The sequence below is a fragment of the Qipengyuania vesicularis genome (assembly GCF_019711415.1).
GTDB lineage: Bacteria > Pseudomonadota > Alphaproteobacteria > Sphingomonadales > Sphingomonadaceae > Qipengyuania > Qipengyuania vesicularis.
Map to the genome: position 1 here is coordinate 363,284 of NZ_JAIGNJ010000003.1, position 22,231 is coordinate 385,514.

Consider the following 22,231-nt stretch of genomic DNA (forward strand, 5'->3'; position numbering starts at 1 on the left):
AGCCCCTATGGCAGTGCATTTCCACGAAGAAGACCTCCCAGAAGGCGTGCTCGCCGATGGCCCGGTGGCCGTCGATACCGAAACCATGGGCCTCGTCACGATCCGCGACCGGCTGTGCCTCGTGCAGATCAGCGATGGCAATGGCGACGAACATCTCGTCCGCTTCGGACCGGACAGTGACTACGATGCACCCAACCTCAAGGCTGTGCTGGGCGACCCGGAGCGCCTCAAACTGTTCCACTTCGCGCGGTTCGACCTCGCAGCGATCGAATATTACCTCGGGGTGACTGCAGCGCCCTGCTATTGCACCAAAATCGCCAGCAAGCTGGTGCGCACCTATACCGACCGCCACGGCCTCAAGAACCTCGTCGAGGAACTGCTCGGCGAAAGCATGTCCAAGGTCCAGCAGAGCAGCGACTGGGGCGGCCCCGTTCTCAACGATGCCCAACGGGACTACGCCGCCAGCGACGTTCGCTTCCTGCACCGGATGAAGGAAGAGCTCGATCGCAGGCTGGAACGCGAAGGTCGCACGGAACTGGCGCAGGCCTGTTTCGATTTCCTTCCTGCACGCGCGCATCTCGACATTCTCGGCTGGGACGATCACGACATCTTCAGCCACGCGTCAGCCTGACAGGAGCATTAGGCCACCATGGTATTCCGCAAGCGCAGGATCGAAACGCAGGAGGCGAAGCAATTGCGCTCGCGCCGCCAGCATTTCGCGGCGCCCGGCGGAAGCCATGACAAGCTCGTCGGCTTTCTTGCGCGCGCGCTGCCGATGGCGGTGGGAGTGGTCGCGGCGCTGATGATCATCACGCCGCTTTCCCCGCGTGGCGAGATCAGCTTCCTGCTCGACCGCAATGAAGTGGCGGTCATCACCGAGCGTTTGCGCGTCGATAACGCGCTTTACCGCGGCCAGGACCGGCAGGGGCGCCCCTTCTCGCTGACAGCGGGCGAAGCGGTCCAGAAATCCAGCGCCGAGGGGATCGTGCGGATGGACGATCTCGTTGCACGCATGCTGATGGCCGATGGCCCGGCAAGGGTCGAGGCATCGGGTGGCCAATACGACATCAACGCCGAGGTGGTTTCGGTGACCGGGACCATGCGCATGGAGGCAGCCGATGGCTATCGCATGCGCGCGAGCGGCGTATCGCTCGACCTCAAGGACAAAACGCTCGAAGGAGCCGGCGGGGTCGAAGGCGCGATCCCTGCAGGGACTTTCAGCGCGAACCGGCTCGATGCGGATTTGACCGAGCGCAGGATCACACTATCGGGCAATGCGCAGCTGCGCATGGAGCCCGGCAAATTGAGGATGCCGTGATGAAAAAGCACCTTCCCACCATGGCCAGGAGCGCTCTTTTCGGCTTCGCCCTTACTGCGGCGGCGCTGGGCGGTATCCAACTTTCCGCGCAAGCCATTGCCGGGCACAATTCGAACGCCCCGGTTTCCTACGCCGCCGACCGGATCGAGTTGCAGGACAATCAGAACCGCGTGGTCCTCTCGGGCAATGTGCGGATCACCCAGGCCGGGCTCAATCTCAATGCCGCGCGCACAATCGTGAACTATTCCGACGCTGGCACTTTGCGGATACAGCGGATCATGGCCACGGGGGGCGTCAACGTGACGCGCGGTAACGAACGCGCCAGCGGCGATACGGCGGTCTACGACTTCAACCGTCGCGTCATCACCATGGCCGGGAATGTCCGCCTCAACCGTGGCGGCGACACGCTCAATGGCGGGCGGCTCGTGATCGATCTTGCCAGCGGCGTGTCGAGCATCGACGGCCGTTCCAGCGGATCCTCCTCGGTCACCGGCGAAGGAAACACCTCAGGTGGCCGCGTCAGCGGGACCTTCTCCGTCCCCGAGAACTGATGGACGACGCCCGGTTCGGGCGGGCGCTGCTGGCGCTATGCGGGCATCGCGCGCGCGAGTTGCAAGCGCTGTCACCGGGCGAGTGGAGAGAGCTTGGGCATCTCGCCGATATGCTCTTGCTCGAACCAATTCTGCATTGGCGCGATACTCGCGGCGAACTCGGCAGGGTCGCGGAGGACCTTCGGGGCAAGTGGGCTGAAGCCTACCGAGAAAATGCAATAAGGGTGCTCGCCCAGCGCCGCGCCCTCCTCAAGGCGGTGACAGCATTGGGCGAGGCAGGCATTGGGGCGGTGGCACTGAAAGGCTCCGCGCTCGCCTGGACGGTTTACCCGGCACCGGCGGCGCGGGCGATGCGCGATATCGACCTGCTCGTCGACGAAACGGCTGCCCCGGAGGCGTACCTTACGTTACAAGACGCGGGCTGGGCGGGTCCGCAGCAGTCGCCGGATATGCTGGCGGATTTCTCTGCGGAGCACACCCATTTGCCGCCGCTGCTCTCGGCCGAAAAGATCGTGTGCGAAGTCCACTCGCACGTCTGGCTCAGGCCTCCGCTGCCCGGCGCTTCCATGCCCCTGTCTGATGGCAGGCGCATGCTGTCGAACGCCCGCTATGATGAGAAGCTGGGCGCGGCAGTTCCTTCGCGCGAAGACATGCTCGCGCACCTCGTGGTCCATGCCGTGAACGCACATCTGCTCAATGTCGGACCGATGGCGCTGATCGATGTCGACTTGCTGTGCGCTAAGAAGCCGATCGATTGGCCCGCATTTTGGGATCGCGCAAGAGAAGAGCGGTTCGATCGCCCTGCCGCGCTGTTGTTCGCACTTGTCGACCGCTGGCGCAGGCCAGACTTTCTCGAGCAATCGGGCTGCCCCCACACTGTCGCAAGCGAACTCCTCGACGAGACGGAGCTGTTGCTCGTCCAGACCCCCGAGCAGCTCAAAGACGTCAGCGCGATCGCATCGCTGCGTCGGGGAAGGACAGGCGGGCGGATTGTCCAGCACCCGCTCGAAAGGGCCGAAAATCCTGTCCGCGCAGGCACGCGCATACGGCAGCTTGCAGGCCGCGCCACCTCGGTTGCGGGAAGCCTGCTCTCCGGAAAGTCACGGCGTGCCGGCCTCGCCACAGCGCGACTTCAGAGGTGGATCGAGACCTAGCGGCGGCCTGCGCCAGCGACCCGGGCGATTCCCGTCAGCCCCTGCGCCAACAGCAGTTCGGAAGACTGGCTGTTGGTCAGCAGCTCGCGGTGGAGTTCGGTGAGGCGCAGCGTCAACCGGTCGAGCTTCGGCCCGCGCCAACGCTGGAGCTGTTCGGCAATCTCGCGCTCTTCCTTCCAGAAGATGCCCAGCCGCGCCTTCTCGCCCTTATCGAGATCCTGATAGCGCCGATTGCCAAGCGCGGCAGAAATCCGCGCCAGTTGTGCCGCACGCCGCTCCACCGCCAACAGCGTGCCGACGGGATTGAGACCGATCTGCTTCATCCGCGCAATCTCGGTCGCGACCTTCGCGCCCTGCCCAGCCAGGACGGCGTTTACGAGGCTGGCAAAACCATCCTCTTCGCTTGCCGCGCCGATGGCATCGAGGTGCTCCATCGTGGCGGGCCGAGGCGACTGCGGGCTGGCGTCGAGATAAGTGGCGAGCTTGGTCACTTCGCTCTGGGCCAGGCGCACGTCCAGGTTGGCATTGCGTGCAATCCGCTCCGCCACAGCGCCATCGAGCTTCAGTCCGGCCGCATCGCCCATGGCACGGACGCTCTGCGTGACCGAGCGCAGGTCGGGGGGGTAGAACATCGCCACCACCGCATCCTTGCGCTTCTCGAGCAGCTTCGCGGTGCGCGACTTGTCGGTAGCCGACGTAGCCACAACGATGACCGGGCATGCCTCGCCCGCCCCCATGTCACCCGTTTCGAGAAGGGTCTTCAGCGCTTCGTGGGCCTCGTCGCCGACCACGCGCGACCAGATGTGGCGCTTGTCGCCGAAGAGCGAAGTCGAACGCGCTTCGTCGCCCAGTTTCGCCGGATCGCTGCGCAGGTCCGCTCCGGGGATTTCCACGCGTTCGCCCGGCTCGGGCAGCATTGCGGCAAGGTCGTTTGCGGCAGCGCTCGCGCCCGCTTCATCCTGCCCGCAGAAGAAAAATACCGTGCAGCTTTCCGCAGCGCTGCGCGCTTTGGCAGCGAAGTCGCGGCTAGTTAGCTTCACTTGGCGCGAAGCGTCAGGGCGACGCGCGTGACGATCCGGTCGGCAATTTCGCGGGAGAGATTTTCGAGCGCGGTATTTTCGGCCGCGATGGTGGCATATTCGCTCGAGACCACATCGATACCGGCATCGGTGCCTTCAGTTGCGTCGAGCAGGATTTCGCCGGTCGACGCATCGACCAGCTGGTATCGCGCGCGCAGCGTACGGCGTTCACGGCTGACGGTATCATCTGCCAGCACGGCGAGACCTTCGAGGCTATCGTCGAGCCGCACGTCGAGGCGGTAGCGGAATTCACTCACCCCTGCCGCGCCGAGCTTGTCGTTCAGCGCATTGCGCACAAGCCAACCAGCCTTGCCCGGAATGGGTGGGACGTCGATCGCGGCGAGCCCCTGCGCCACCGAGCCGCTGCCGCCACCCGCATACATGGGCTGCAGCGAGCAACCGACGAGGGCGAGCGAGGCAGTGAGGGCGACGAGACTCCGCATCAGGTGACGATATTCACCAATCTGTCTGGCACGACAATGACCTTGCGGATTTCTGCACCGTCGAGTGAGCGCTGAACCTTCTCGCTCGCCAGTGCCATGGCTTCGAGATCTTCTTTCGAAGCACCCTTGGGCGCGGTCAGCGTATCGCGCAGCTTGCCCTTGTGCTGGACCGCGATGGTGACTTCGTCCTCGACCAGAAGCGCAGGATCGACTTCGGGCCATGCAGCGTCTGCGACCATGCCGCTTTCCCCGAGACCAGCCCAGGCCTCTTCGGCGAGGTGCGGCATCATCGGCGCGACGAGCTGGACTAGGCTGCGGATTGCGTGGCTGCGGCTGGACGAGGGCTCAGCCTTCTCGGTCGCACCGGTCAGTTCGTAGATCCGGGCAACTGCCTTGTTGAAGCCCAGCGCCTCGATATCCTCGGCAACGGCGGCGATGGTCTGATGCGTCTTGCGGGCGAGCGCCTTGTCCTCGCCCTCGGCTCCGGCATCATAGGCAGCAAACAGGCGCCACAGACGGTGGACGAAGCGCGAGCAACCCTCGATCCCCGCCTCGGACCACGGCAGGTCGCGTTCGGGTGGGCTATCGGACAGCATGAACCAGCGCACCGCGTCGGCACCATAGGTGTCGACGATCGTGTCGGGGTCGACGACGTTCTTCTTCGACTTCGACATCTTGATCACGCGGCCAATCTCGACCTCGCCGCCATCGGAGGTTAGCAGGGCGCGCTCGGCTTCGCGGCTGATCTCGTCGGGCGCATAATAGACTGTCTTGCCGCCCTCGCGACGCGAGTAGGTCTCATGCGTCACCATGCCTTGCGTGAACAGCGATGCGAAGGGCTCCTTCACCTCGATCTGGCCCATGTGCGCGAGCGCGCGGGTCCAGAAGCGGGCGTAGAGCAGGTGCAGGATGGCGTGCTCGATGCCGCCGATATATTGCTCGACCGGGAGCCACTTGGCGACCTCTTCGGCGTCGAAGGGCTTGTCATCGGGCTGGCTGGCGAAGCGCAGGAAGTACCAGCTCGAGTCCACGAAAGTGTCGAGCGTGTCGGTCTCGCGCTCAGCCTTGCCGCCGCATTTAGGGCAATCGACATGCTTCCACGTCGCATGGCGCAGCAGCGGGTTCCCCGGGGTCTGGAAATCGACGTCCTCGGGCAGCGTGATCGGGAGGCTGTCCTTGGGCGCGGGAACGACGCCGCAGGCATCGCAGTGGATGAAGGGAATGGGCGTGCCCCAGTAACGCTGGCGCGAAACGCCCCAGTCTCGCAGGCGCCAGACGGTCTTGCCTTCGCCCCGGCCCTGGTCCTCGATCCGGCGGATGATCTCGCGCTTGGCGTCCTCGACTTCCATGCCGTCGAGGAAGTCGGAATTGACGATCACGCCGTCACCTGCCTCGGCTTCGCCGTCGAAAGGCTTGCCCGCATCCTCGACACTCGGAGCGACGACACGCGGGATCGGGAGGCCGTATTTGGTCGCGAACTCGTAATCGCGCTGGTCGTGGCCCGGCACTGCCATGATGGCGCCGGTGCCGTAATCCATCAGCACGAAGTTCGCGATGTAGACCGGCAGGTCCGCCCCGGTGAACGGGTGCTTGGCGGTGATGCCAGTGTCGAAACCGAGCTTCTCTGCAGTCTCCAGTTCGGCAGCGGTGGTGCCGCCCTTCTTGCACTCGGCAATGAAGGCGCGCGCCTCGTCGCTATCGAGCGCTTGCGCTACCGGGTGATCGGCAGCGACCGCAACGAAGCTCGCCCCGAAAATCGTGTCGGGACGCGTAGTGTAGACCGGCAGTTTCTCGCCGTTCGACAGGTCGAAGCTGAACTCCAGCCCCTTGGACTTTCCGATCCAGTTTTCCTGCATCAGGCGGACCTTGTCGGGCCAGTTCTCGAGACTGCCGAGCCCTTCGAGCAGTTCCTCGGCGAAATCGGTGATCTTGAGGAACCACTGGTTGAGCTTGCGCTTCTCGACTTCCGCGCCGCTGCGCCAGCCCTTGCCGTCGATGACCTGCTCGTTGGCGAGCACGGTCATGTCGACCGGGTCCCAGTTGACCTCGCTTTCCTTGCGATAGACGAGGCCGGCTTCATAGAGGTCGATGAAGAGCGCCTGCTCGTGACCGTAATAATCGGGCTCGCAGGTCGCCAGCTCGCGGCTCCAGTCGAGTGCGAAGCCGAGGCGTTTGAGCTGCGCCTTCATGTGTTCGATATTGTCGCGGGTCCAGCCACCCGGGTGCACGCCCTTCTCCATCGCGGCGTTTTCTGCCGGCATGCCGAAAGCGTCCCAGCCCATCGGGTGCAGGACCTCGTGCCCGGTCGCCTTCTTGTAGCGCGCCAGCACGTCGCCCATTGTGTAGTTGCGCACGTGGCCGATATGGATGCGCCCGCTGGGATAGGGGAACATCTCGAGCACGTAGCTCTTGGGCTTGTTCGAATTGCTGTCGGCGCGGAAGGTCTGCGCCTGTTCCCAGGCGGCCTGCCAGCGCGAGTCGGCACTTGCCGGATCGAAACGGGTATCACTCATGGTCACGCCTGTAAGGATTTCAGGCACGAATGGAACCCGCTTCGCGCGGGTTCGGCGCCTAGTCTGCGATGGCCTGGCGGCGAAGCTCGCGAGCCTTGGTCAGGATGATGTCTTCCAGCTTCTGGACCGTGGCGGCCTGCACCGGGGCATCGACCCAGCTTCCGTCCTGGTTGACCTGGCGGTTGGCGGCGACGCGCAGGGCATCGGCACGCAGGTCAGTGTCGAGGATCGCGATGGTCATTTTTACCCGCTCGCCCGGATTGCTGGGATTGGCGTACCAATCGGTGACGATCACGCCGCCATTGCTGTCGGCCTGCAGCAGCGGAGCGAAGCTGACGGCTTCGAGCGAGGCGCGCCAGAGGTAGGAATTCACCCCGATCGTCGAAACCTGCGCTGCAGCAAGATCTGCACGCGGGCGACTGTTGCCACCGCATGCCGCAAGGCCGATGCTGGCCACGCCGAGCAGGGCGATGGCGGCTGGACGGCGAAGATTACGGAATGCGGTCATGAAGGGTCCTGTCGATCCTGAAACTGTCGTGCTGCGGCTCTATAGAGGCTGGGCGCAAAGGGGCAAGCGTTGGCTTTTGCGACACCATCCCGGAATACCTAGACAGCCCCCGGCGCGTGAACCGGCGCTTAATCGTGGTTCGGCTTGTGTGCATCGGGCAACACTTGCATTCGCATCGCCTTTGGACCCTGTGGAAAAGCTGGAAATAGCTGCGCGCAAGGCCTACGTTCCAATCCTGATCGGAGTCGTTTGGCGTCGCCGTTCGGGAACCATTAAGCGGGGGTGCCCTTGAATAGGCACTCACATTGTCATTTCGAGGTGCAGAGGAAACGATGGGCAAGATGATCGGCAACAGGGGCAAGGGACGGTTTACGCCGGCCATGCTGGCTGTGGCTGGCCTCGCCCTTGCGGTGCCCGGCGTCGGCCTGGCGGTATCTTCCGCCCCCGACAGCATGAGGTCGACCGCTTCCTCCGAATTCCTCACCTTCACGCCGGCCGGCGCAGATCCGGAGCTTGCGCAGAAAGTCGCCTCGCTCGTCGGCGAAGACGCGCTGCGTTTCACGCCCGCCAGCAAGCCGACGCCGCAGCGTGAGCGGACGGTTAATTTCGCAGTTCGCGTCGATGCGGCAACCGCGCGTACGCTCTCGGGCCGCAACACGCTCGAACCGCTGACAAAGGGTAGCCCGGTCGAAGCCGCGCTGCCCGTCGCGCCCACGCGCTACAACCTCGGGATAGCCCGCGGTTACCAGAGCTTCGCCCAGCCGACCCGCAGCGTTTCCGCCGCGGCGGTGGCCGAAGGTCTGAAAGATATCGCCATGCCCGACCTGTCGAGCTTCGACAGCAAGGAAGACGATGGCAAGCCCAGCCGCTTCCAGTCGCGCATCGCGCTCGAGCGCCAGGGCAATGCCGGCAGCTCGCCGCTCACGCTCGAAGGTGCCGGTTCGCAGCGCGTCGATCTCGGTGGTTCCTACCGTCTCAGCCGCAATCTCGATGTGACCGCTGGCGTCCGCATCAAGCAGGATCGCGACCGACTCGGTCCGTTGACCGATGGCATGGAAGACGATCAGGCCGTCTACGTCGGAACGCAGATCCGGTTCTGATCCGGTCCCGCGCGGGCCAATCTCCAAAGAATACGATTGAGCGGATGATCCGAATGCCGGATTGTCTTTACGCCTGCGCATCCGCGTGCGTAAGACAGGCCTAACGCTACGGAAAAGCCGCAGGAGAGTATGCATGGGACGTGTTGCTATCGTAACCGGGGGAACCCGCGGAATTGGTCGCGCAATCTGTGAGCGCCTGCGCGACGAGCGCGGTTGCACGGTGATCGCCAACTATGCGGGTAATGACGAGGCAGCGAAGAAGTTCACCGAGGAAACGGGAATCGCGACGGTTAAGTTCGACGTCGGCGACTACGATGCGGTGCAATCCGCCTGCAAGCAGGTCGAAGACGAGCACGGCGCGATCGATATCGTCGTGAACAATGCAGGTATCACGCGCGACGGCACGCTCCTGAAGATGAGCTATGAAGACTGGGATGCAGTCATGCGCACCAATCTCGGCGGCTGCTTCAACATGGCCAAGGCAACCTTCGCAGGCATGAAGGAGCGCGGCTGGGGCCGGATCGTCAACATCGGCTCGATCAACGGGCAGGCGGGCCAGTACGGCCAAGTGAACTATGCCGCAGCCAAGAGCGGCATCCACGGTTTCACCAAGGCGCTCGCGCAGGAAGGCGCGCGCTTCGGCATCACCGTCAACGCCATCGCGCCGGGCTATATCGACACCGACATGGTCGCCGCAGTGCCCGAACCGGTGCTGGAGAAGATCGTCGCCAAGATCCCTGTCGGCCGCCTCGGCAAGGCCAGCGAGATCGCCCGCGGCGTCAGCTTCCTGTGCTCCGAACACGCCGAATTCGTGACCGGTTCGACCATGAGCATAAATGGCGGCCAACATATGTATTGATAATGCGGGGGTGGTTTTTCGCCGCTAGGGGCAGCGCATGAACACTCCATACCACCCACCCGTCAAATATTCGGTTCGCATCGATGGGCACCGGACTTCCGTCAGTCTCGAGCCCGTTTTCTGGAACCTGCTGCGGGCTGCTGCAGCCCGGCGCGGCATTGCCGTCAATACGCTTGTTGCCAGCATCGATGCCGAACGCATCCGCAGTGAAACGCCGCCGGGACTTGCCGGGGCCATCAGGGTCTGGCTGGCAACGCACGAGCTTGTCGCCAGGCATGAAAAGGGCGACGGAATCGCTTCCGCCGCCCTTGCCAAGGTCGGTTAGGCTTTAGCCCTAGTATTTCGCAGTGGCATCGCTGGCCGGATAGGTCTCGTCGAGCGCTTCATCGGTCGAACTCATCCGGTCATGTGTGGCGGTCGATTCCGATCCGGCATTGCGGAAATTGCCCTCGGGTTCCCCGTTGGCAAAGGCGACGCCATTCTTGTCGGCGCGGTTCTTTTCATAGGTGCGATAGCCGAGGTAGCCGAGCGCTCCGAGAGCTGCGAGCTTGAGGATCATTGTGACTTCCCTTTCGAATTAAGAACCTACGACCAAACAACGGTCATCAGCATCGAAAGGTCCGGAGCCCTGCCCTAATCGTCGCCAACCCGTTCGATATCCGCGCCGACAAGCTGGAGCTTCTCCTCCAGCCGTTCGTATCCGCGATCGAGGTGATAGAGGCGGCGCACGGTGGTCTCGCCCTTGGCGGCCAGGCCGGCGATGACAAGGCTCATCGAAGCGCGCAGGTCCGTCGCCATCACTTCGGCACCGGTCAGCTCGACCGGGCCGCGCACGACAGCGGTTCGACCGGTCGTCTCGATATCCGCGCCCATGCGCGCGAGTTCGGGCACGTGCATGAAGCGATTCTCGAAAATCGTTTCCTTCAGCACGCTGGTGCCTTCGGCCTTGCACAACAGGCTCATCAGCTGCGCCTGCATGTCGGTCGCGAGACCCGGGAAGGGTGCAGTGGTCAGATTGTGCGCCTTCAGCTTGCCGTTTGCGGCAACCCTTACGCCTTCCTTCACGGTCTCAACCTCGACCCCGATGTTGCGCAGCGCGTGGAGGGTCGAGCCCATGTCGCCCGCATCGGCACCCTTTAGCAAAACCTCGCCGCCCGTAATCGCTGCGGCGCAAGCATAGGAGCCTGCTTCGATCCGGTCGGGCATGACGCGGTATGTCGCACCGTGAAGGCTCTTCACCCCGTGAATCGTGAGCTCGGAATTGCCGATCCCCTCGATCTCGGCACCCATCGCTACGAGCAGGTTGCACAGGTCGACGATTTCGGGTTCGCGCGCAGCGTTGATGAGCTTGCTGGTGCCGTTGCAGAGGACCGCCGCCATCAGCGCATTTTCGGTCGCGCCAACCGAAACCACCGGGAAGTCGAATTCGCCGCCGGGCAGGCCACCGTCGGGCGCGACCGCCTTCACATAACCTTGCGCCAGCTCGATATGCGCGCCGAATGCTTCGAGCGCCTTGAGGTGCAGGTCGATCGGACGGTTACCGATCGCGCAGCCGCCCGGGAGCGAAACGGTTGCCTCGCCCGTGCGAGCAAGCAGCGGGCCGAGCACGAGGATCGAAGCGCGCATCTTGCGCACGAGATCGTAGGGCGCCACCGAACTGGTGATGCGCATCGCCTCGAGCGTCACATTGCGGCCGAATTCCTCCGGACGTTTGCCGGGTATGGTGTGGCTCACCCCGAACTGCGTCATCAAATGCTGGAAACCATCGATATCGGCGAGCCGCGGCAGGTTGCGCAGCGTGACCGCCTCTTCGGTCAGCAGGGCGCAGGGAATGAGCGTCAGCGCCGCATTCTTCGCCCCGGAAATGGGGATCGTGCCGGAAAGGCGATTGCCGCCGCGAATGAGAAGTTTGTCCATGGGCCCCTGCCTTTAACCGTCCCGGATGCGCTGGCAAGCGTCATGCGCGTGTCACCGCTTGCATCCATGGCTCCATCAATCCGCGAAAGATTGACCTGTTCCCCCCTTCGACTTACCCCGCTCGGCCATGACTCAGCACAAACCGATCAAGAAAGCCGTATTCCCCGTTGCGGGTCTCGGCACGCGCTTCCTGCCCGCCACCAAGGCGATCCCGAAGGAACTGCTGCCCGTGGTCGACCGACCGCTGATCCAGTATGCGGTCGACGAGGCGCGTGAGGCGGGGATCGAGCAAATCATCTTCGTCACCGGTCGCGGGAAGACCGCGATCGTCGAGCATTTCGATGTTGCCTTCGAGCTCGAGACCACGATGAGCGAACGCGGCAAGGACATGAGCGTGCTCGATCCGACCCGCGCTACCCCGGGCGACATCATCACCGTGCGCCAGCAGGTCCCGATGGGCCTCGGCCACGCGATCTGGTGCGCGCGCGCAATCGTGGGCGACGAGCCCTTCGCGATCCTGCTGCCCGACGAATTGATGATCGCCAACAAGGGTGGCACCGGCTGCATGAAGCAGATGGTCGAGGCCTATAACGAGGTCGGCGGAAACCTGATCTCGGTGCTCGAAGTGCCGCAGGAAGAAGTGTCGAGCTACGGCGTGATCGCACCCGGCGAGACCAAGTCGGATACGCTGACCGAGGTCACTGGTCTGGTCGAAAAACCGCCGGTAGCCGAAGCCCCGTCGAACAAGATCATCTCGGGCCGTTACATCCTCCAGCCCGAAGTCATGCGCACGCTCGAAGGCCAAGAGAAGGGCGCAGGCGGCGAAATCCAGCTAACCGATGCCATGGCCAAGATGATCGGCAACCAGCCATTCCACGCGGTGACCTTCGAGGGCAATCGCTATGACTGTGGCAGCAAGACCGGCTTCGTCGAAGCGACGCTGGCGCTGGCGCTGGAGCGTGAAGATATGGGCGCCGAAGTGCGCCAGATTGCGGAGCGCCTGCTCGCGCGCTGATCTCTACGCCACAGAAAAAGGGCCGGTCCGCCGCGAGGGTGGACCGGCCCTTTTTGTTTGGCGATGCCGGGATCAGCAGCCGGTTTCAGCTGCGGCGCAGGTCTCGTCGCGCGTGGCCTTGAACTCGTCGCCCTCGTTCCAGTTGGGCCAGCTTGTGCTCATGCCCATCATCCTGCCGAGGCGATAGAATAGCTGGAGGTCGGCCATCACGCCCGACCAGTCCCAGTTCGGATCGTATTCGTCCTTGGGCCCATGGTAGCGATTGTCGCGGTAGTCCTTGGCCACCGCTGCCCCCGCCTCGGTGCCACCATCGACGAGATCCTCGCCGCCATCGACATAGAGCATGGGCACGCCGCGCTTGGCGAAGGCGAAGTGGTCGCTGCGGTAATAATAACCGGCTTCCGGATTGGGATTTGGCGTGGATACACGGCCATCGGCGGTGAGCGCAGCTTCGAGGAACTGGTCGAGCTGCGACTTGCCCGGCCCGACCACCACGACATCCTTGCTAGGCCCGGCGATCAGGAAGGCATCCATGTTGATCCCGCCGACCGTCTGGTCGAGCGGGAAGACCGGGTTGGCGGCATAGTAATCCGCGCCAAGCAGGCCCGATTCCTCCGCCGTCACCGCTAGGAACACCTGGCTGCGGCGGGTCGGTCCAGCCTTCACATGCGCTTCGGCGAGCGCAACCAGCGCGGCCGTGCCGGTCGCATTGTCGACAGCGCCGTTGCAAATGTCGTCGCCATCTGGCGCAGGCGTGCAGCGGCCGAGGTGGTCCCAGTGCGCGGTGTGGATGACATACTCATCGGGCGCTTCGCTGCCGCGCAGCACGCCGATGACGTTCTGCGATTCGAACGTGCGGATATCGTTGGAGAAGCTCGTCGAAGCGGTCAGGCCGAGCGAGACGGGTTTGAAGCCCTTCTTCTTGGCAGCGGCCATGAGACTTGCCGGATCCTGGCCGGCAGCTTCGAGGATGCGCTTGCCGACTTCGTTGGTCACCCAACCATTCATGACGGTGAGCGCCGGGGCATTGGCGCCGCGCTGGGCGTAGGCCTGCGGGCCCGACCAGCTGCTTTCGACGACATTCCAGCCATAGGAAGCCGGCTCCGTGTCGTGGATGATCAGCGCACCGGCCGCACCCTGGCGGGCGGCTTCTTCGTACTTGTAGGTCCAGCGGCCGTAATAGGTCATCGCCTTGCCGTTGAACGGACCTTCGAGGCTCTCGGTGCCGAAATCGGCATCGTTGACGAGGATCACGGCGGTCTTGCCGGTCATGTCCACGCCTTCATAGTCGTTCCAGTCACGCTCGGGTGCGTTGATGCCGTAGCCGACAAAGACGAGTTCGCTATCTTCGAGGCTGGTCTCGGCATCCTCGCGATAGGTTACGCCAACCCAGTCGGTGGAATAGTCGAAGCTCATCTCCTCATCGCCCCCTGCGATCGTCAGCGGGGCGAAATCGCGACCGGTGATCTCGACCAGCGGCACGCGCTGCACCCAGCTGCCATTGTTGCCCGGCTCAAGGCCCGCCGCTTCGAAACGTTCAGTCAGCAGGGCGACGGTAAGCTCCTCGCCCTTCCTGCCCGGCATCCGGCCTTCGAACTCGTCCGAAGACAGGCGCTCGGTAATCGACTTCATCGTCTCTTCGGAGATGTCTCCGCTGGCGACTTCGGGAATATCGAGGCCGCCGGCACCGGCGCCCTCTTCGATGTTGGTGTTGCAGGCGGCGAGCAACAAGGCCGATGCCGCGGCAAGACTTGTACGGATCATGGGGGGCAACCTCTCGAATGCTGTTTGATCGGCGCGTGTGTTGCCGGAGCGAGGGCGCTTGCGCAAGCTTGCGCCGCCGCGCGTGCTTGGGCAGAGCCGCGAATGATGGACGCAAACTGGACCGATGCGATCGAGCGGGCGCGCAGTCACGCGCCCTTTCTCGCGCGCGGGCTGGAGCGACTCCCCGATCTGGCCGGCCTGCTCGAAGAGGGCGAAGGCGAAGCGGCGCTTCATCTGGCGAAGGACGCAGGTGGAGGCATTGCGGATACAGGCCTTGCTCTCCGGCGCGAGAAGCGGGCGCTTGGCCTCGTCCTTGCGATTGGCGATCTTGCTGGTGCTTTCGATCTTGAAAAGGTCATGCGCGAGTTGTCGCTGTTCGCAGATCGAGCTTTGCACTCGGCCATCGCCGCAGCCATTTCCCGGCGTGTCGAAGGTGCAGAACCGCGGGGGATGATCGGCCTGGCGCTCGGCAAGCACGGCGCGGGCGAGCTTAATTATTCCTCCGACATCGATCCGATACTCCTTTACGATCCGGGCAGCCTGCCCCGCCGCGACCGCGACGAGCCGGGAGAAGCGGCCCAGCGTTACGCCCGCGAGGTGGTGCGGATGCTGTCGGAAGTCACCTCCGACGGCTACGTGTTCCGCGTCGATCTGCGTCTGCGCCCAGCGAGCGAAGTCAGCCCGCTGGCCATCCCGCTCGACGCGGCAATCACGCATTACGAGAGTTCGGCGCTGGCGTGGGAACGTGCGGCCTTCATCAGGGCGCGCGCCTGCGCCGGCGACATTGCGGCAGGCGAGGCTTTTCTCGACCACATCCGGCCCTTCGTCTGGCGACGCAGCCTCGATTTCGGCGCCATCGACGAGGTTCGCCGCCTCACCCACCGTATCCGCGACAAGCAGAGCGGGCCGCGCGAACCGGCCCCGGGCTACAATGTCAAGCTGGGCCGAGGCGGCATCCGCGAGATCGAGTTCTTCGCGCAGACGCACCAGCTGATCCACGGCGGACGCGATCCTTCCTTGCGGCACAAACAAACCCGCGCGGCCCTCGATGCCTTGGCCAAGACCGGAAGGATTGCGGAGGAAGACGCGGCGGCACTCGGCGAAAGCTACGACGCACTCCGGCGGATCGAACACCGCTTGCAGATGGTCGGCGACCAGCAGACCCACACGCTGCCCTCGGGCGAAGCGCTCGACAATGTCGCGCGGCTCGATGGATTCGCCGATGGCGCAAGCTGGCTCGCGCATATCGCCGCGACTACGGCGCCGGTTGCAGAGCGCTATGACGCCCTGCTCGCGGAAGACGAGATTTCTGTCCCCTCCGACAGCCCGCATGTCGCAGCGCCCAAGGCAGCCACCGAGCTCGATCCCGAACTTGCAGAGCGCGTGCGGGGTTGGACCGACGGTCGCTATCCCCCTCTGCGCAGTTCTGCCGCGCTTTCGGCATTCGAGGCGATCCGCCCAAAGCTGCTTCGATCGATAGCCGCCTCCCAGGATCCGGAGCGCGCAGTAGCTCGATGGGAAAGCCTGCTGTCCCGGATGACGAGCGCCATCAATCTCTTCCGCCTTCTCGAAGCGCGGCCGGGACTGCTGCAATTGCTTGCCGATTGCCTCACCCTTGCCCCGCCGCTTGCCGATGCGATCGCACGTCGACCCGAACTGGTGGATGCGCTGATCGATCGCAGCGCGCTCGACTTGCCCGGCACCCGCGACGAGCTGGCCGCAGCCATTCGCCGCGGCGAGCGGGGGGACACCTATGAGGACCGGCTCGACCGCATACGCATCGTTACGGGCGAGACCCGCTTTGCCCTCGGCGTTCAGGTCATGGAGGCCACGCATGATCCGCTCGATATCGCCGCTGCCCTTTCGCGCGTGGCCGAAGCTGCGCTCGAATGCGCGCAGGAGGCGGCGGAGGAAGAGTTCGCGCGCAAGCACGGGCGGATAGATGGAGGCGAGCTGCTGGTGCTGGGTCTCGGACGCCTCGGCGGCGGCGCGCTCACCTATGCCTCCGACCTCGACATCGTCTATCTCTTCAGCGGCAGTCCAGAGGCGGAAAGCGATGGCGAGCGTCCGCTTGGGGCGACGCTCTACTTCAACCGCCTCGCGCAGCGTGTGAGCGCTGCGCTTTCGGTTCCGACTGCGGAAGGTGCGCTCTATGAAGTGGACACGCGACTTCGCCCACAGGGCACGCAGGGCCCGCTAGCCGTCAGCCTCGAGAGTTTCGAGCGCTACCAGCGCGAGGATGCCTGGACCTGGGAGCACATGGCGCTCACCCGCGCGCGGGTCCTGACGGGCAGTGAGGATGGCCGCAATGCGGTCGATGCTGTGCTGTCCGATGTCCTTCGCCGCGAGCGTGACGAGGAAGAACTGCTGGCCGACCTGCTCAAAATGCGGAATGAGATGGCAGCGCACAAACCGGCGAAGGGCCCGCTCGACGCCAAGCTTCTTCGCGGCGGGCTGGTCGACATCGAATTCCTTGTCCACTTCCTCCAGCTGCGCGACCGCAAGGGGCAGACACCAAGCATTCGGTCCGCCCTCGCGGAATTGCCGGAGCTCGAGGAACTGACTGGGGCTCACGACTTGATGACGCGGCTGCTGGTCGGTACGCGCCTCCTCGCGCCAGACCTGGCCATTCCCGGCGACGGTCCGCGCGCCATCCTTGCGCGCCTGTGCGAGGCGGACGATTTCGAAGCCCTGCTCGACCGCCTTGCCGCTTCCAGGCGCGACGTTGTGAGCAAATGGCAGAACATTTTCGGCGAAACACTGGAGCTGGACTGATGAGCACATATTCCGAGGGCGATGTCTTCCCCGATTTCTCAATGGAAACGCCCGATGGCGGCACGAAGACCAAGGCCGACCTGGCTGGCAGGAAGGCGGTGATCTTTTTCTACCCAAAGGACAATACGCCCGGCTGCACGACCGAGGCGAAGGACTTCTCCGCGCTCAAGCCCGACTTCGAGAAGGCTGGCACCGCACTGCTCGGCGTGAGCAAGGATTCGCCGAAGAAGCATCAGAACTTCATCGCCAAGCACGACCTCACCGTGGATCTCGCCACCGATGCCGAAGAGAACGGACTTTCGGATGAACTCGGCGTTTGGGGGGAGAAAAAGAACTACGGCCGCACCTATATGGGCATGATCCGCTCGACCTACCTGCTCGGGGAAGACGGCACGATCCTGCGTGTCTGGCCCAAGGTCCGCGTAAAAGGTCACGCAGAGGAAGTGCTGGAGGCTGCGCGCTCCGCATGACTTCGGTCGCCCGCGCCATCCGCCATGCCCTGCTGACGGGCGACAAGACCGCCAAGGTCTTTGCCGCCCGCAAGGTGGCACGCGAGTGGCGGCTGGGCAGGCTGGATTTCGTGTTCGATTGCGCAATGCCGGATCGCCCGGAATGGCCGGAGACGCTCGAGCTGCGCTTGCCGCGCGACATGCCTCGGCGCGGCAAGGGTGGATCTGAAAGGGGCCGCATCGCACTATGGCATGCGCTCGCGCATATCGAGTTCGTCGCCATCGATCTCGCGCTCGACATGGCGGGGCGATTCGGCGAATCGATGGGCCAAGCCTTTGTTTCCGATTTCCTTTCTGTCGCCGCGGACGAGGCAATGCACTTCGCGCTGATCGAGCGAATACTCGGCTCACTCGATTCGCACTACGGAGCGTTGCCTGCGCACGACGGGCTGTGGAGCGCCGCCCAGGACACCGCGCATGACGTCGCCGCGCGGCTGGCGATCGTGCCCATGGTCCTCGAGGCGCGCGGACTCGACGTTACTCCGGCAACGCTGGAAAGGGTGCGCGCGCAAGGTGATGAAAAAGGCGCGAAAATTCTCAAACGAATCCTTGACGACGAAATCCGCCATGTTGCCTTCGGAGCCAAGCATTTCCGCGAGATTTGCGCGCGTCGCGGCGAGAACCCGCCGAAATCATGGCGAAATTTGGTCAAGACGCATTTTTCAGGGGGCCTGAAGCCGCCGTTCAACGACTCGGCGCGTTCCGCAGCCGGTCTGTCCCGCGATTTCTACGCCGGTATTGCTTAGTTAACCTTCAGAGCCATAACCCATACTCACGAAATGCCGGGGGGTTCCGGCGGTTTTTGGGACAACGTTCGATCGGGCCGGGACGCCCTGTCGACAAAAGAAAGAAGGGCGCGTCACGGCGCGTCCGATGGACGGGTTAGCATGATCACCAAGCGTATCTCGCTTGCATTCACCATGGTTGCTGCCGGATTGAGCGTCGCTGCCGCTCCGGCGCATGCCGAGAATGGCGAAGAAGCCGGAGCAGAGCTTGCCGCGGTAGCGGTAGAAGGCGTGATCGACGTATCGAAGGTTGCAGGCCCGGCGTCTGCGGAAGCCGACGAACAGTTCACCCAGCTCTTTGCTACCTGGGAAAATCCGCAGCAGCCGGTCGCTGCTGCACGCCCGCAGGTTTCGGTTCCGTCGCGCATGCCGCTCGAACATGCACGGCTGACCAGCGATTACGGCATGCGCACCCACCCGGTGCTCAAGCGCCGCCTCGGCCACAAGGGTATCGACCTTGCCGCGCCGACCGGCACGCCGATTTACGCAACGGCCGACGGCTATGTCTCTAAGGCAGAGCGCTATTCGAGCTACGGCAACTATGTCTCGATCGAACACGGTGCACGCATCCAGACGCGTTATGCGCACATGTCGCGCATTGCCGTCGAGGACGGGACCTGGGTCAAGAAGGGCGATCTGATCGGCTATGTCGGTTCGACCGGTCGTTCCACCGGCCCGCACCTGCATTACGAAGTCCGCATCGACGGAGAAGCCGTGAATCCGATGCCCTACATGGTCGAATCGGAAGCGCAGCGTGCATTCGCCCTTGCCATTGGTGAAGGCGGCCAGGGCGGCAACGACGAAGAATAAGCCCCGGGCAACAGCCTTTCGGGAGCGCAAAAGAGGCGGCGGGTCGCACCCGGCCGCCTTTTTTCTTGCCCAAGCCGCTCTGGCAGTTACGTTTCTCATCGAAACCGGACGAGTCCCGCACATGAGGATCGCCGGTGCGAGAGAGAGGTAACAGCCGATGCATCCCATCACGCACGCCCAGGCGCGCCCCGACCATCCCGCCATCATCATGTCCGGCACCGGCGAGGTGATGACCTATGGCCAGATGGATCACTATGCCAATCGCTTCGCGCAGCTCCTGAGATCGAAGGGGCTGCAGCGCGGAGATCATTTCGGCGTCCTGATGGAGAACAATATCCATTACTTGCCGCTTGTGTGGGGATCGCAGCGCGCAGGCACGATGATGGTACCGGTCGCGACCCGGCTTACCGCGCCCGAGATCTGCTATATCCTCAAGGACGCCGGGGTGAAGCTGCTGATTACCAGCCGCAATTTCGATGACCGCATCGAAGAGATCCGTTCAGATTGCAGCGGGATGGAATTGCTGGTGCTTGGCGGCGAGGGCGAAGAAGACCTCGTCGAAGCGCTTTCCGCGCAGTCTTCCGAACCGATCGCCGACCAGGCTCCGGGCCAGTACATGCTCTATTCCAGCGGCACGACCGGAGCGCCCAAGGGCGTGCGGCCAGCGCCGCCCGAGGATGATGACATCCTCGCCGTAAACCCGTTGGTTGGCCTTGCGATCATGGGAGCCGGCATGCCTGCCGACGGAAGCATGGTCTACCTCTCACCCGCTCCCCTCTATCACGCCGCCCCGCTGGGCTGGTGCACGACGGCACACCGGCTTGGCGGAACAGTGGTGGTGATGGAGAAATTCGACCCCGTCCATGCGCTCGAGACGATCGAACGTTACCGCGTGACCGACAGCCAATGGGTGCCGACCCACTTCGTGCGCATGCTCAAGCTCGATCCGGAAGAGCGGGAAGGCCACGACCTTTCCAGCCACCAGCGTGCGCTTCATGCAGCCGCACCCTGCCCGGTCCCGATCAAGCGGGAGATGATCGAATGGTGGGGGCCGATCATCAACGAATACTACGCTGGCTCCGAAGGCATCGGCATGACGCTGATCAAGGCCGAGGACTGGCTCACCCATCCCGGCAGCGTCGGCAAGGCCATTCACGGCACGCTGCATGTCTGCGGGCCCGATGGCGAGGAGCTGCCCCCAGGCGAGGACGGACTGCTGTTCTTCGAGAACGTCAATATCCCGACCTATCACAACGATCCCGACAAGACCGCCGATGCCATGCATCCCAAGGGCTGGATGACGCTGGGCGATATCGGCCACGTCGATGAGGATGGCTTCCTCTATCTCACCGACCGCAAAAGCCACATGATCATTTCCGGCGGTGTGAATATTTACCCGCAGGAGATCGAGAACCTCCTCGTTACGCACGACAAGGTGATGGACGCCGCGGTGATCGGCGCGCCCTGCCCGGATTTCGGCGAGAAAGTTGTCGCCGTGGTCCAGCCGATGGACATGGCAGATGCCGGGGAGGACCTGGAAGCGGAGTTGCGCGATTTCCTCGCGCCCAGCCTTTCCAAGATCAAGATGCCCAAGCTGTTCGACTTCCGTCCCGAGCTGCCACGCGAGGCGAATGGCAAGCTCTACAAGCGCGAGCTGCGCGACGAATACCTGCGCAAGGCCGAGGAAGAAACGGAGCAGGCGTGATGGCGACGCAGGACAGGCCCCGGCTCGATCCCGAAACCGCCTATGAGGTGATATCGCCAGAGAGCTATGCCGCCTGGGACCCGCTGCTCGACACGTTCGACCGCCTGCGTGAGGAGAGCCCTGTCGCCTGGGTGGAAGATGTCGAGCAGCGCCACCCGCCCTTCTGGCTTGTCACGCGCTATGATGATGTGATGCGCATTTCGAAGGACAATGCGACCTTCCTCAACAATCCGCAGACCGTGGTATTCAGCCTCACCGAGGGGATCGAGTTCGCGAAGAAAATGACCGGCGGCAGTCCGCACATGGTGGCGAGCCTCGTCACCTTCGATGCGCCGATCCACATGAAATACCGCAAGCTGACGCAGGAATGGTTCATGCCAAAGAACCTGCATCGGCTCGAAGGGGAAATCCGCGAACTTGCGCACAAGACCGTGGATCGGCTGATCGATGCGGGCGGGGAGGCGGACTTCTGCAAGCTCGTCTCGCAGCCCTACCCTTTGCATGTCGTGATGCAGATTCTCGGTGTGCCTGAAGAGGAGGAGCCCCGCATGCTGATGCTCACGCAGCAGATGTTCGGCGGGCAGGACGAAGACCTCAACCAGTCGGGTATGAAAGACCTGCCGCCCGAGGCGATCACGCAGCTGGTTGCGGGCGCAGTCGCCGATTTCGAGGCCTACTTTGCCAAGCTGACGGCTGAGAAGCGAGCGAACCCGACCGATGATGTCGCCAGCACGATCGCCAACGCAACGGTCGATGGAGAGCCGCTTAACGACCGCGACATGATGGGTTACTACATCATCGTCGCTGCTGCCGGCCATGACACGACGAGCGCGAGCACGGCAGGGGCGATGCTAGCGCTGGCGCGGGATCCGGAGCAATGGGCAAGGGTGCGGGCCGATCGCTCACTGCTGCCCGGTATTGTCGAAGAGGCGATCCGCTGGACCAGCCCCGTTCAGCACTTCATGCGCACGGCGGCCGAGGACACCGAGGTTGGCGGGCAGAAAATCGCCAAGGGCGACTGGCTGATGATCAATTATGTTGCCGCCAATCACGACCCTGCCCAGTTCGAAAACCCGCGCAAGTTCGATGCGAGCCGCAGTCCCAACCGCCACCTCGCCTTCGGGGCAGGCGCGCACCAGTGCCTCGGCCTGCACCTTGCCCGGCTGGAAATGCGCATTCTGTTCGAAACGCTGCTCGATCGGATCGAAAGCGTCGAACTGGCAGGCGAGCCGGCCCGCTCGAAGTCGACGTTTGTCGGCGGGCTAAAGACCCTGCCGCTGAGCATCCGTCCTGCGTGAAGTCGAAATACGGATAGCCCAAGTCAAACCCCCGCAAATGCGGGAAAAATCGTACAACAGCCTTCCGATTTTCCTACCCAAATCCCCGCCTTTCTGCTAGGTGAATGGCATGGATAAAACAGTAGGAC

General features: G+C 63.7%; 21 protein-coding genes. 14 read left to right on the plus strand and 7 right to left on the minus strand.

Annotated features, from left to right (window positions below; genetic code table 11):
* Window positions 1–7 precede the first annotated feature (7 nt).
* The 4 genes from K3146_RS10600 to K3146_RS10615 are packed head-to-tail and all read left to right on the plus strand — an operon-like array spanning window position 8 to window position 3,023.
* Complete coding sequence (locus K3146_RS10600) at window positions 8–631, plus strand: ribonuclease D (RefSeq protein WP_221546253.1); 624 nt, start codon at window positions 8–10, stop codon at window positions 629–631.
* An 18-nt stretch (window positions 632–649) separates the two neighbouring features.
* Window positions 650–1,318 (plus strand): LPS export ABC transporter periplasmic protein LptC, encoded by a 669-nt coding sequence (lptC, locus tag K3146_RS10605; RefSeq protein WP_221546254.1) that lies wholly within the window; start codon window positions 650–652, stop codon window positions 1,316–1,318.
* A complete protein-coding gene (locus tag K3146_RS10610; RefSeq protein ID WP_221546255.1) occupies window positions 1,318–1,869 on the plus strand; it encodes an LptA/OstA family protein in 552 nt (183 codons plus the stop codon). The genes lptC and K3146_RS10610 overlap by 1 nt, the downstream gene beginning before the upstream one ends.
* Window positions 1,869–3,023, plus strand: coding sequence for a nucleotidyltransferase family protein (locus K3146_RS10615; protein WP_221546256.1), 1,155 nt, complete (start codon window positions 1,869–1,871; stop codon window positions 3,021–3,023). Before K3146_RS10610 ends, K3146_RS10615 begins: the two co-directional genes overlap by 1 nt.
* Here K3146_RS10615 and holA read toward each other — a convergent pair.
* Genes holA through K3146_RS10635 form a run of 4 tightly spaced genes read right to left on the minus strand, consistent with a single transcriptional unit; the run spans window position 3,020 to window position 7,566 of the window.
* Window positions 3,020–4,063 carry a DNA polymerase III subunit delta gene (holA, locus tag K3146_RS10620; protein WP_221546257.1) on the minus strand — a complete coding sequence of 348 codons (1,044 nt, stop codon included), beginning with the start codon at window positions 4,061–4,063 and terminating at the stop codon, window positions 3,020–3,022. The genes K3146_RS10615 and holA overlap by 4 nt on opposite strands.
* The gene (lptE, locus tag K3146_RS10625; protein ID WP_221546258.1) at window positions 4,060–4,545 is read right to left on the minus strand and encodes an LPS assembly lipoprotein LptE; all 486 of its coding nucleotides are present in this window, start codon (window positions 4,543–4,545) and stop codon (window positions 4,060–4,062) included. Before lptE ends, holA begins: the two co-directional genes overlap by 4 nt.
* The gene (gene leuS, locus K3146_RS10630) at window positions 4,545–7,058 is read right to left on the minus strand and encodes a leucine--tRNA ligase (protein ID WP_221546259.1); all 2,514 of its coding nucleotides are present in this window, start codon (window positions 7,056–7,058) and stop codon (window positions 4,545–4,547) included. The genes lptE and leuS overlap by 1 nt, the downstream gene beginning before the upstream one ends.
* Before the next feature lie 58 nt (window positions 7,059–7,116).
* Window positions 7,117–7,566 (minus strand): DUF3576 domain-containing protein, encoded by a 450-nt coding sequence (locus tag K3146_RS10635; RefSeq protein WP_221546260.1) that lies wholly within the window; start codon window positions 7,564–7,566, stop codon window positions 7,117–7,119.
* A 332-nt stretch (window positions 7,567–7,898) separates the two neighbouring features.
* Between K3146_RS10635 and K3146_RS10640 the strand changes: the two genes are divergently transcribed.
* The 3 genes from K3146_RS10640 to K3146_RS10650 all read left to right on the plus strand — a co-directional run bounded on the left by K3146_RS10640 (window position 7,899) and on the right by K3146_RS10650 (window position 9,850).
* The gene (locus K3146_RS10640) at window positions 7,899–8,666 is read left to right on the plus strand and encodes a hypothetical protein (protein WP_221546261.1); all 768 of its coding nucleotides are present in this window, start codon (window positions 7,899–7,901) and stop codon (window positions 8,664–8,666) included.
* Window positions 8,667–8,799: 133 nt separating this feature from the next.
* A complete protein-coding gene (gene phbB / locus K3146_RS10645) occupies window positions 8,800–9,525 on the plus strand; it encodes an acetoacetyl-CoA reductase (protein ID WP_221546262.1) in 726 nt (241 codons plus the stop codon).
* Between the two features lie 37 nt (window positions 9,526–9,562).
* On the plus strand, window positions 9,563–9,850 hold the full coding sequence (locus K3146_RS10650) for a ribbon-helix-helix domain-containing protein (protein WP_221546263.1): 288 nt from the start codon (window positions 9,563–9,565) through the stop codon (window positions 9,848–9,850).
* 9 nt (window positions 9,851–9,859) lie between these two features.
* Here the strand turns inward: K3146_RS10650 and K3146_RS10655 are convergent, their stop codons facing one another.
* Both K3146_RS10655 and murA read right to left on the minus strand, forming a co-directional pair.
* Window positions 9,860–10,084: a hypothetical protein gene (locus tag K3146_RS10655; protein ID WP_221546264.1), complete on the minus strand. Its 225-nt coding sequence runs from the start codon at window positions 10,082–10,084 to the stop codon at window positions 9,860–9,862.
* A gap of 74 nt (window positions 10,085–10,158) precedes the next feature.
* The gene (gene murA, locus K3146_RS10660; protein WP_221546265.1) at window positions 10,159–11,442 is read right to left on the minus strand and encodes a UDP-N-acetylglucosamine 1-carboxyvinyltransferase; all 1,284 of its coding nucleotides are present in this window, start codon (window positions 11,440–11,442) and stop codon (window positions 10,159–10,161) included.
* A gap of 127 nt (window positions 11,443–11,569) precedes the next feature.
* On the opposite strand from murA, the gene galU reads away from it, so the two are divergent.
* Complete coding sequence (galU, locus tag K3146_RS10665) at window positions 11,570–12,457, plus strand: UTP--glucose-1-phosphate uridylyltransferase GalU (protein WP_221546266.1); 888 nt, start codon at window positions 11,570–11,572, stop codon at window positions 12,455–12,457.
* Window positions 12,458–12,529: 72 nt separating this feature from the next.
* Here galU and K3146_RS10670 read toward each other — a convergent pair whose 3' ends face one another.
* Window positions 12,530–14,221, minus strand: a complete 1,692-nt coding sequence (locus K3146_RS10670; protein WP_221546267.1) for a M28 family metallopeptidase — start codon at window positions 14,219–14,221, stop codon at window positions 12,530–12,532.
* Between the two features lie 105 nt (window positions 14,222–14,326).
* Here K3146_RS10670 and K3146_RS10675 point away from each other — a divergent pair, with 105 nt between their 5' ends.
* The 6 genes from K3146_RS10675 to K3146_RS10700 all read left to right on the plus strand — a co-directional run bounded on the left by K3146_RS10675 (window position 14,327) and on the right by K3146_RS10700 (window position 22,103).
* Window positions 14,327–16,996: a bifunctional [glutamine synthetase] adenylyltransferase/[glutamine synthetase]-adenylyl-L-tyrosine phosphorylase gene (locus K3146_RS10675; protein WP_221546513.1), complete on the plus strand. Its 2,670-nt coding sequence runs from the start codon at window positions 14,327–14,329 to the stop codon at window positions 16,994–16,996.
* Complete coding sequence (locus tag K3146_RS10680; protein WP_221546268.1) at window positions 16,996–17,466, plus strand: peroxiredoxin; 471 nt, start codon at window positions 16,996–16,998, stop codon at window positions 17,464–17,466. The genes K3146_RS10675 and K3146_RS10680 overlap by 1 nt, the downstream gene beginning before the upstream one ends.
* Window positions 17,463–18,251: a ferritin-like domain-containing protein gene (locus tag K3146_RS10685; RefSeq protein ID WP_221546269.1), complete on the plus strand. Its 789-nt coding sequence runs from the start codon at window positions 17,463–17,465 to the stop codon at window positions 18,249–18,251. The genes K3146_RS10680 and K3146_RS10685 overlap by 4 nt, the downstream gene beginning before the upstream one ends.
* Before the next feature lie 141 nt (window positions 18,252–18,392).
* Window positions 18,393–19,100 carry a M23 family metallopeptidase gene (locus K3146_RS10690; protein WP_221546270.1) on the plus strand — a complete coding sequence of 236 codons (708 nt, stop codon included), beginning with the start codon at window positions 18,393–18,395 and terminating at the stop codon, window positions 19,098–19,100.
* 157 nt (window positions 19,101–19,257) lie between these two features.
* On the plus strand, window positions 19,258–20,805 hold the full coding sequence (locus tag K3146_RS10695; protein WP_221546271.1) for an acyl-CoA synthetase: 1,548 nt from the start codon (window positions 19,258–19,260) through the stop codon (window positions 20,803–20,805).
* Window positions 20,805–22,103, plus strand: coding sequence for a cytochrome P450 (locus K3146_RS10700; RefSeq protein WP_221546272.1), 1,299 nt, complete (start codon window positions 20,805–20,807; stop codon window positions 22,101–22,103). The genes K3146_RS10695 and K3146_RS10700 overlap by 1 nt, the downstream gene beginning before the upstream one ends.
* Window positions 22,104–22,231: the final 128 nt, after the last annotated feature.

Excerpts from the sequence above, each read along its gene's own strand:
- K3146_RS10600 (WP_221546253.1), top strand. The coding sequence starts at position 8 with ATGGCAGTGCATTTCCACGAAGAAGACCTCCCAGAAGGCGTGCTCGCC.
- lptC (WP_221546254.1), top strand. The coding sequence starts at position 650 with ATGGTATTCCGCAAGCGCAGGATCGAAACGCAGGAGGCGAAGCAATTG.
- K3146_RS10610 (WP_221546255.1), top strand. The coding sequence starts at position 1,318 with ATGAAAAAGCACCTTCCCACCATGGCCAGGAGCGCTCTTTTCGGCTTC.
- K3146_RS10615 (WP_221546256.1), top strand. The coding sequence starts at position 1,869 with ATGGACGACGCCCGGTTCGGGCGGGCGCTGCTGGCGCTATGCGGGCAT.
- lptE (WP_221546258.1), bottom strand. The coding sequence starts at position 4,545 with ATGCGGAGTCTCGTCGCCCTCACTGCCTCGCTCGCCCTCGTCGGTTGC.
- leuS (WP_221546259.1), bottom strand. The coding sequence starts at position 7,058 with ATGAGTGATACCCGTTTCGATCCGGCAAGTGCCGACTCGCGCTGGCAG.
- K3146_RS10635 (WP_221546260.1), bottom strand. The coding sequence starts at position 7,566 with ATGACCGCATTCCGTAATCTTCGCCGTCCAGCCGCCATCGCCCTGCTC.
- K3146_RS10640 (WP_221546261.1), top strand. The coding sequence starts at position 7,899 with ATGGGCAAGATGATCGGCAACAGGGGCAAGGGACGGTTTACGCCGGCC.
- phbB (WP_221546262.1), top strand. The coding sequence starts at position 8,800 with ATGGGACGTGTTGCTATCGTAACCGGGGGAACCCGCGGAATTGGTCGC.
- K3146_RS10650 (WP_221546263.1), top strand. The coding sequence starts at position 9,563 with ATGAACACTCCATACCACCCACCCGTCAAATATTCGGTTCGCATCGAT.
- K3146_RS10655 (WP_221546264.1), bottom strand. The coding sequence starts at position 10,084 with ATGATCCTCAAGCTCGCAGCTCTCGGAGCGCTCGGCTACCTCGGCTAT.
- murA (WP_221546265.1), bottom strand. The coding sequence starts at position 11,442 with ATGGACAAACTTCTCATTCGCGGCGGCAATCGCCTTTCCGGCACGATC.
- galU (WP_221546266.1), top strand. The coding sequence starts at position 11,570 with ATGACTCAGCACAAACCGATCAAGAAAGCCGTATTCCCCGTTGCGGGT.
- K3146_RS10670 (WP_221546267.1), bottom strand. The coding sequence starts at position 14,221 with ATGATCCGTACAAGTCTTGCCGCGGCATCGGCCTTGTTGCTCGCCGCC.
- K3146_RS10675 (WP_221546513.1), top strand. The coding sequence starts at position 14,327 with ATGGACGCAAACTGGACCGATGCGATCGAGCGGGCGCGCAGTCACGCG.
- K3146_RS10680 (WP_221546268.1), top strand. The coding sequence starts at position 16,996 with ATGAGCACATATTCCGAGGGCGATGTCTTCCCCGATTTCTCAATGGAA.
- K3146_RS10685 (WP_221546269.1), top strand. The coding sequence starts at position 17,463 with ATGACTTCGGTCGCCCGCGCCATCCGCCATGCCCTGCTGACGGGCGAC.
- K3146_RS10690 (WP_221546270.1), top strand. The coding sequence starts at position 18,393 with ATGATCACCAAGCGTATCTCGCTTGCATTCACCATGGTTGCTGCCGGA.
- K3146_RS10695 (WP_221546271.1), top strand. The coding sequence starts at position 19,258 with ATGCATCCCATCACGCACGCCCAGGCGCGCCCCGACCATCCCGCCATC.
- K3146_RS10700 (WP_221546272.1), top strand. The coding sequence starts at position 20,805 with ATGGCGACGCAGGACAGGCCCCGGCTCGATCCCGAAACCGCCTATGAG.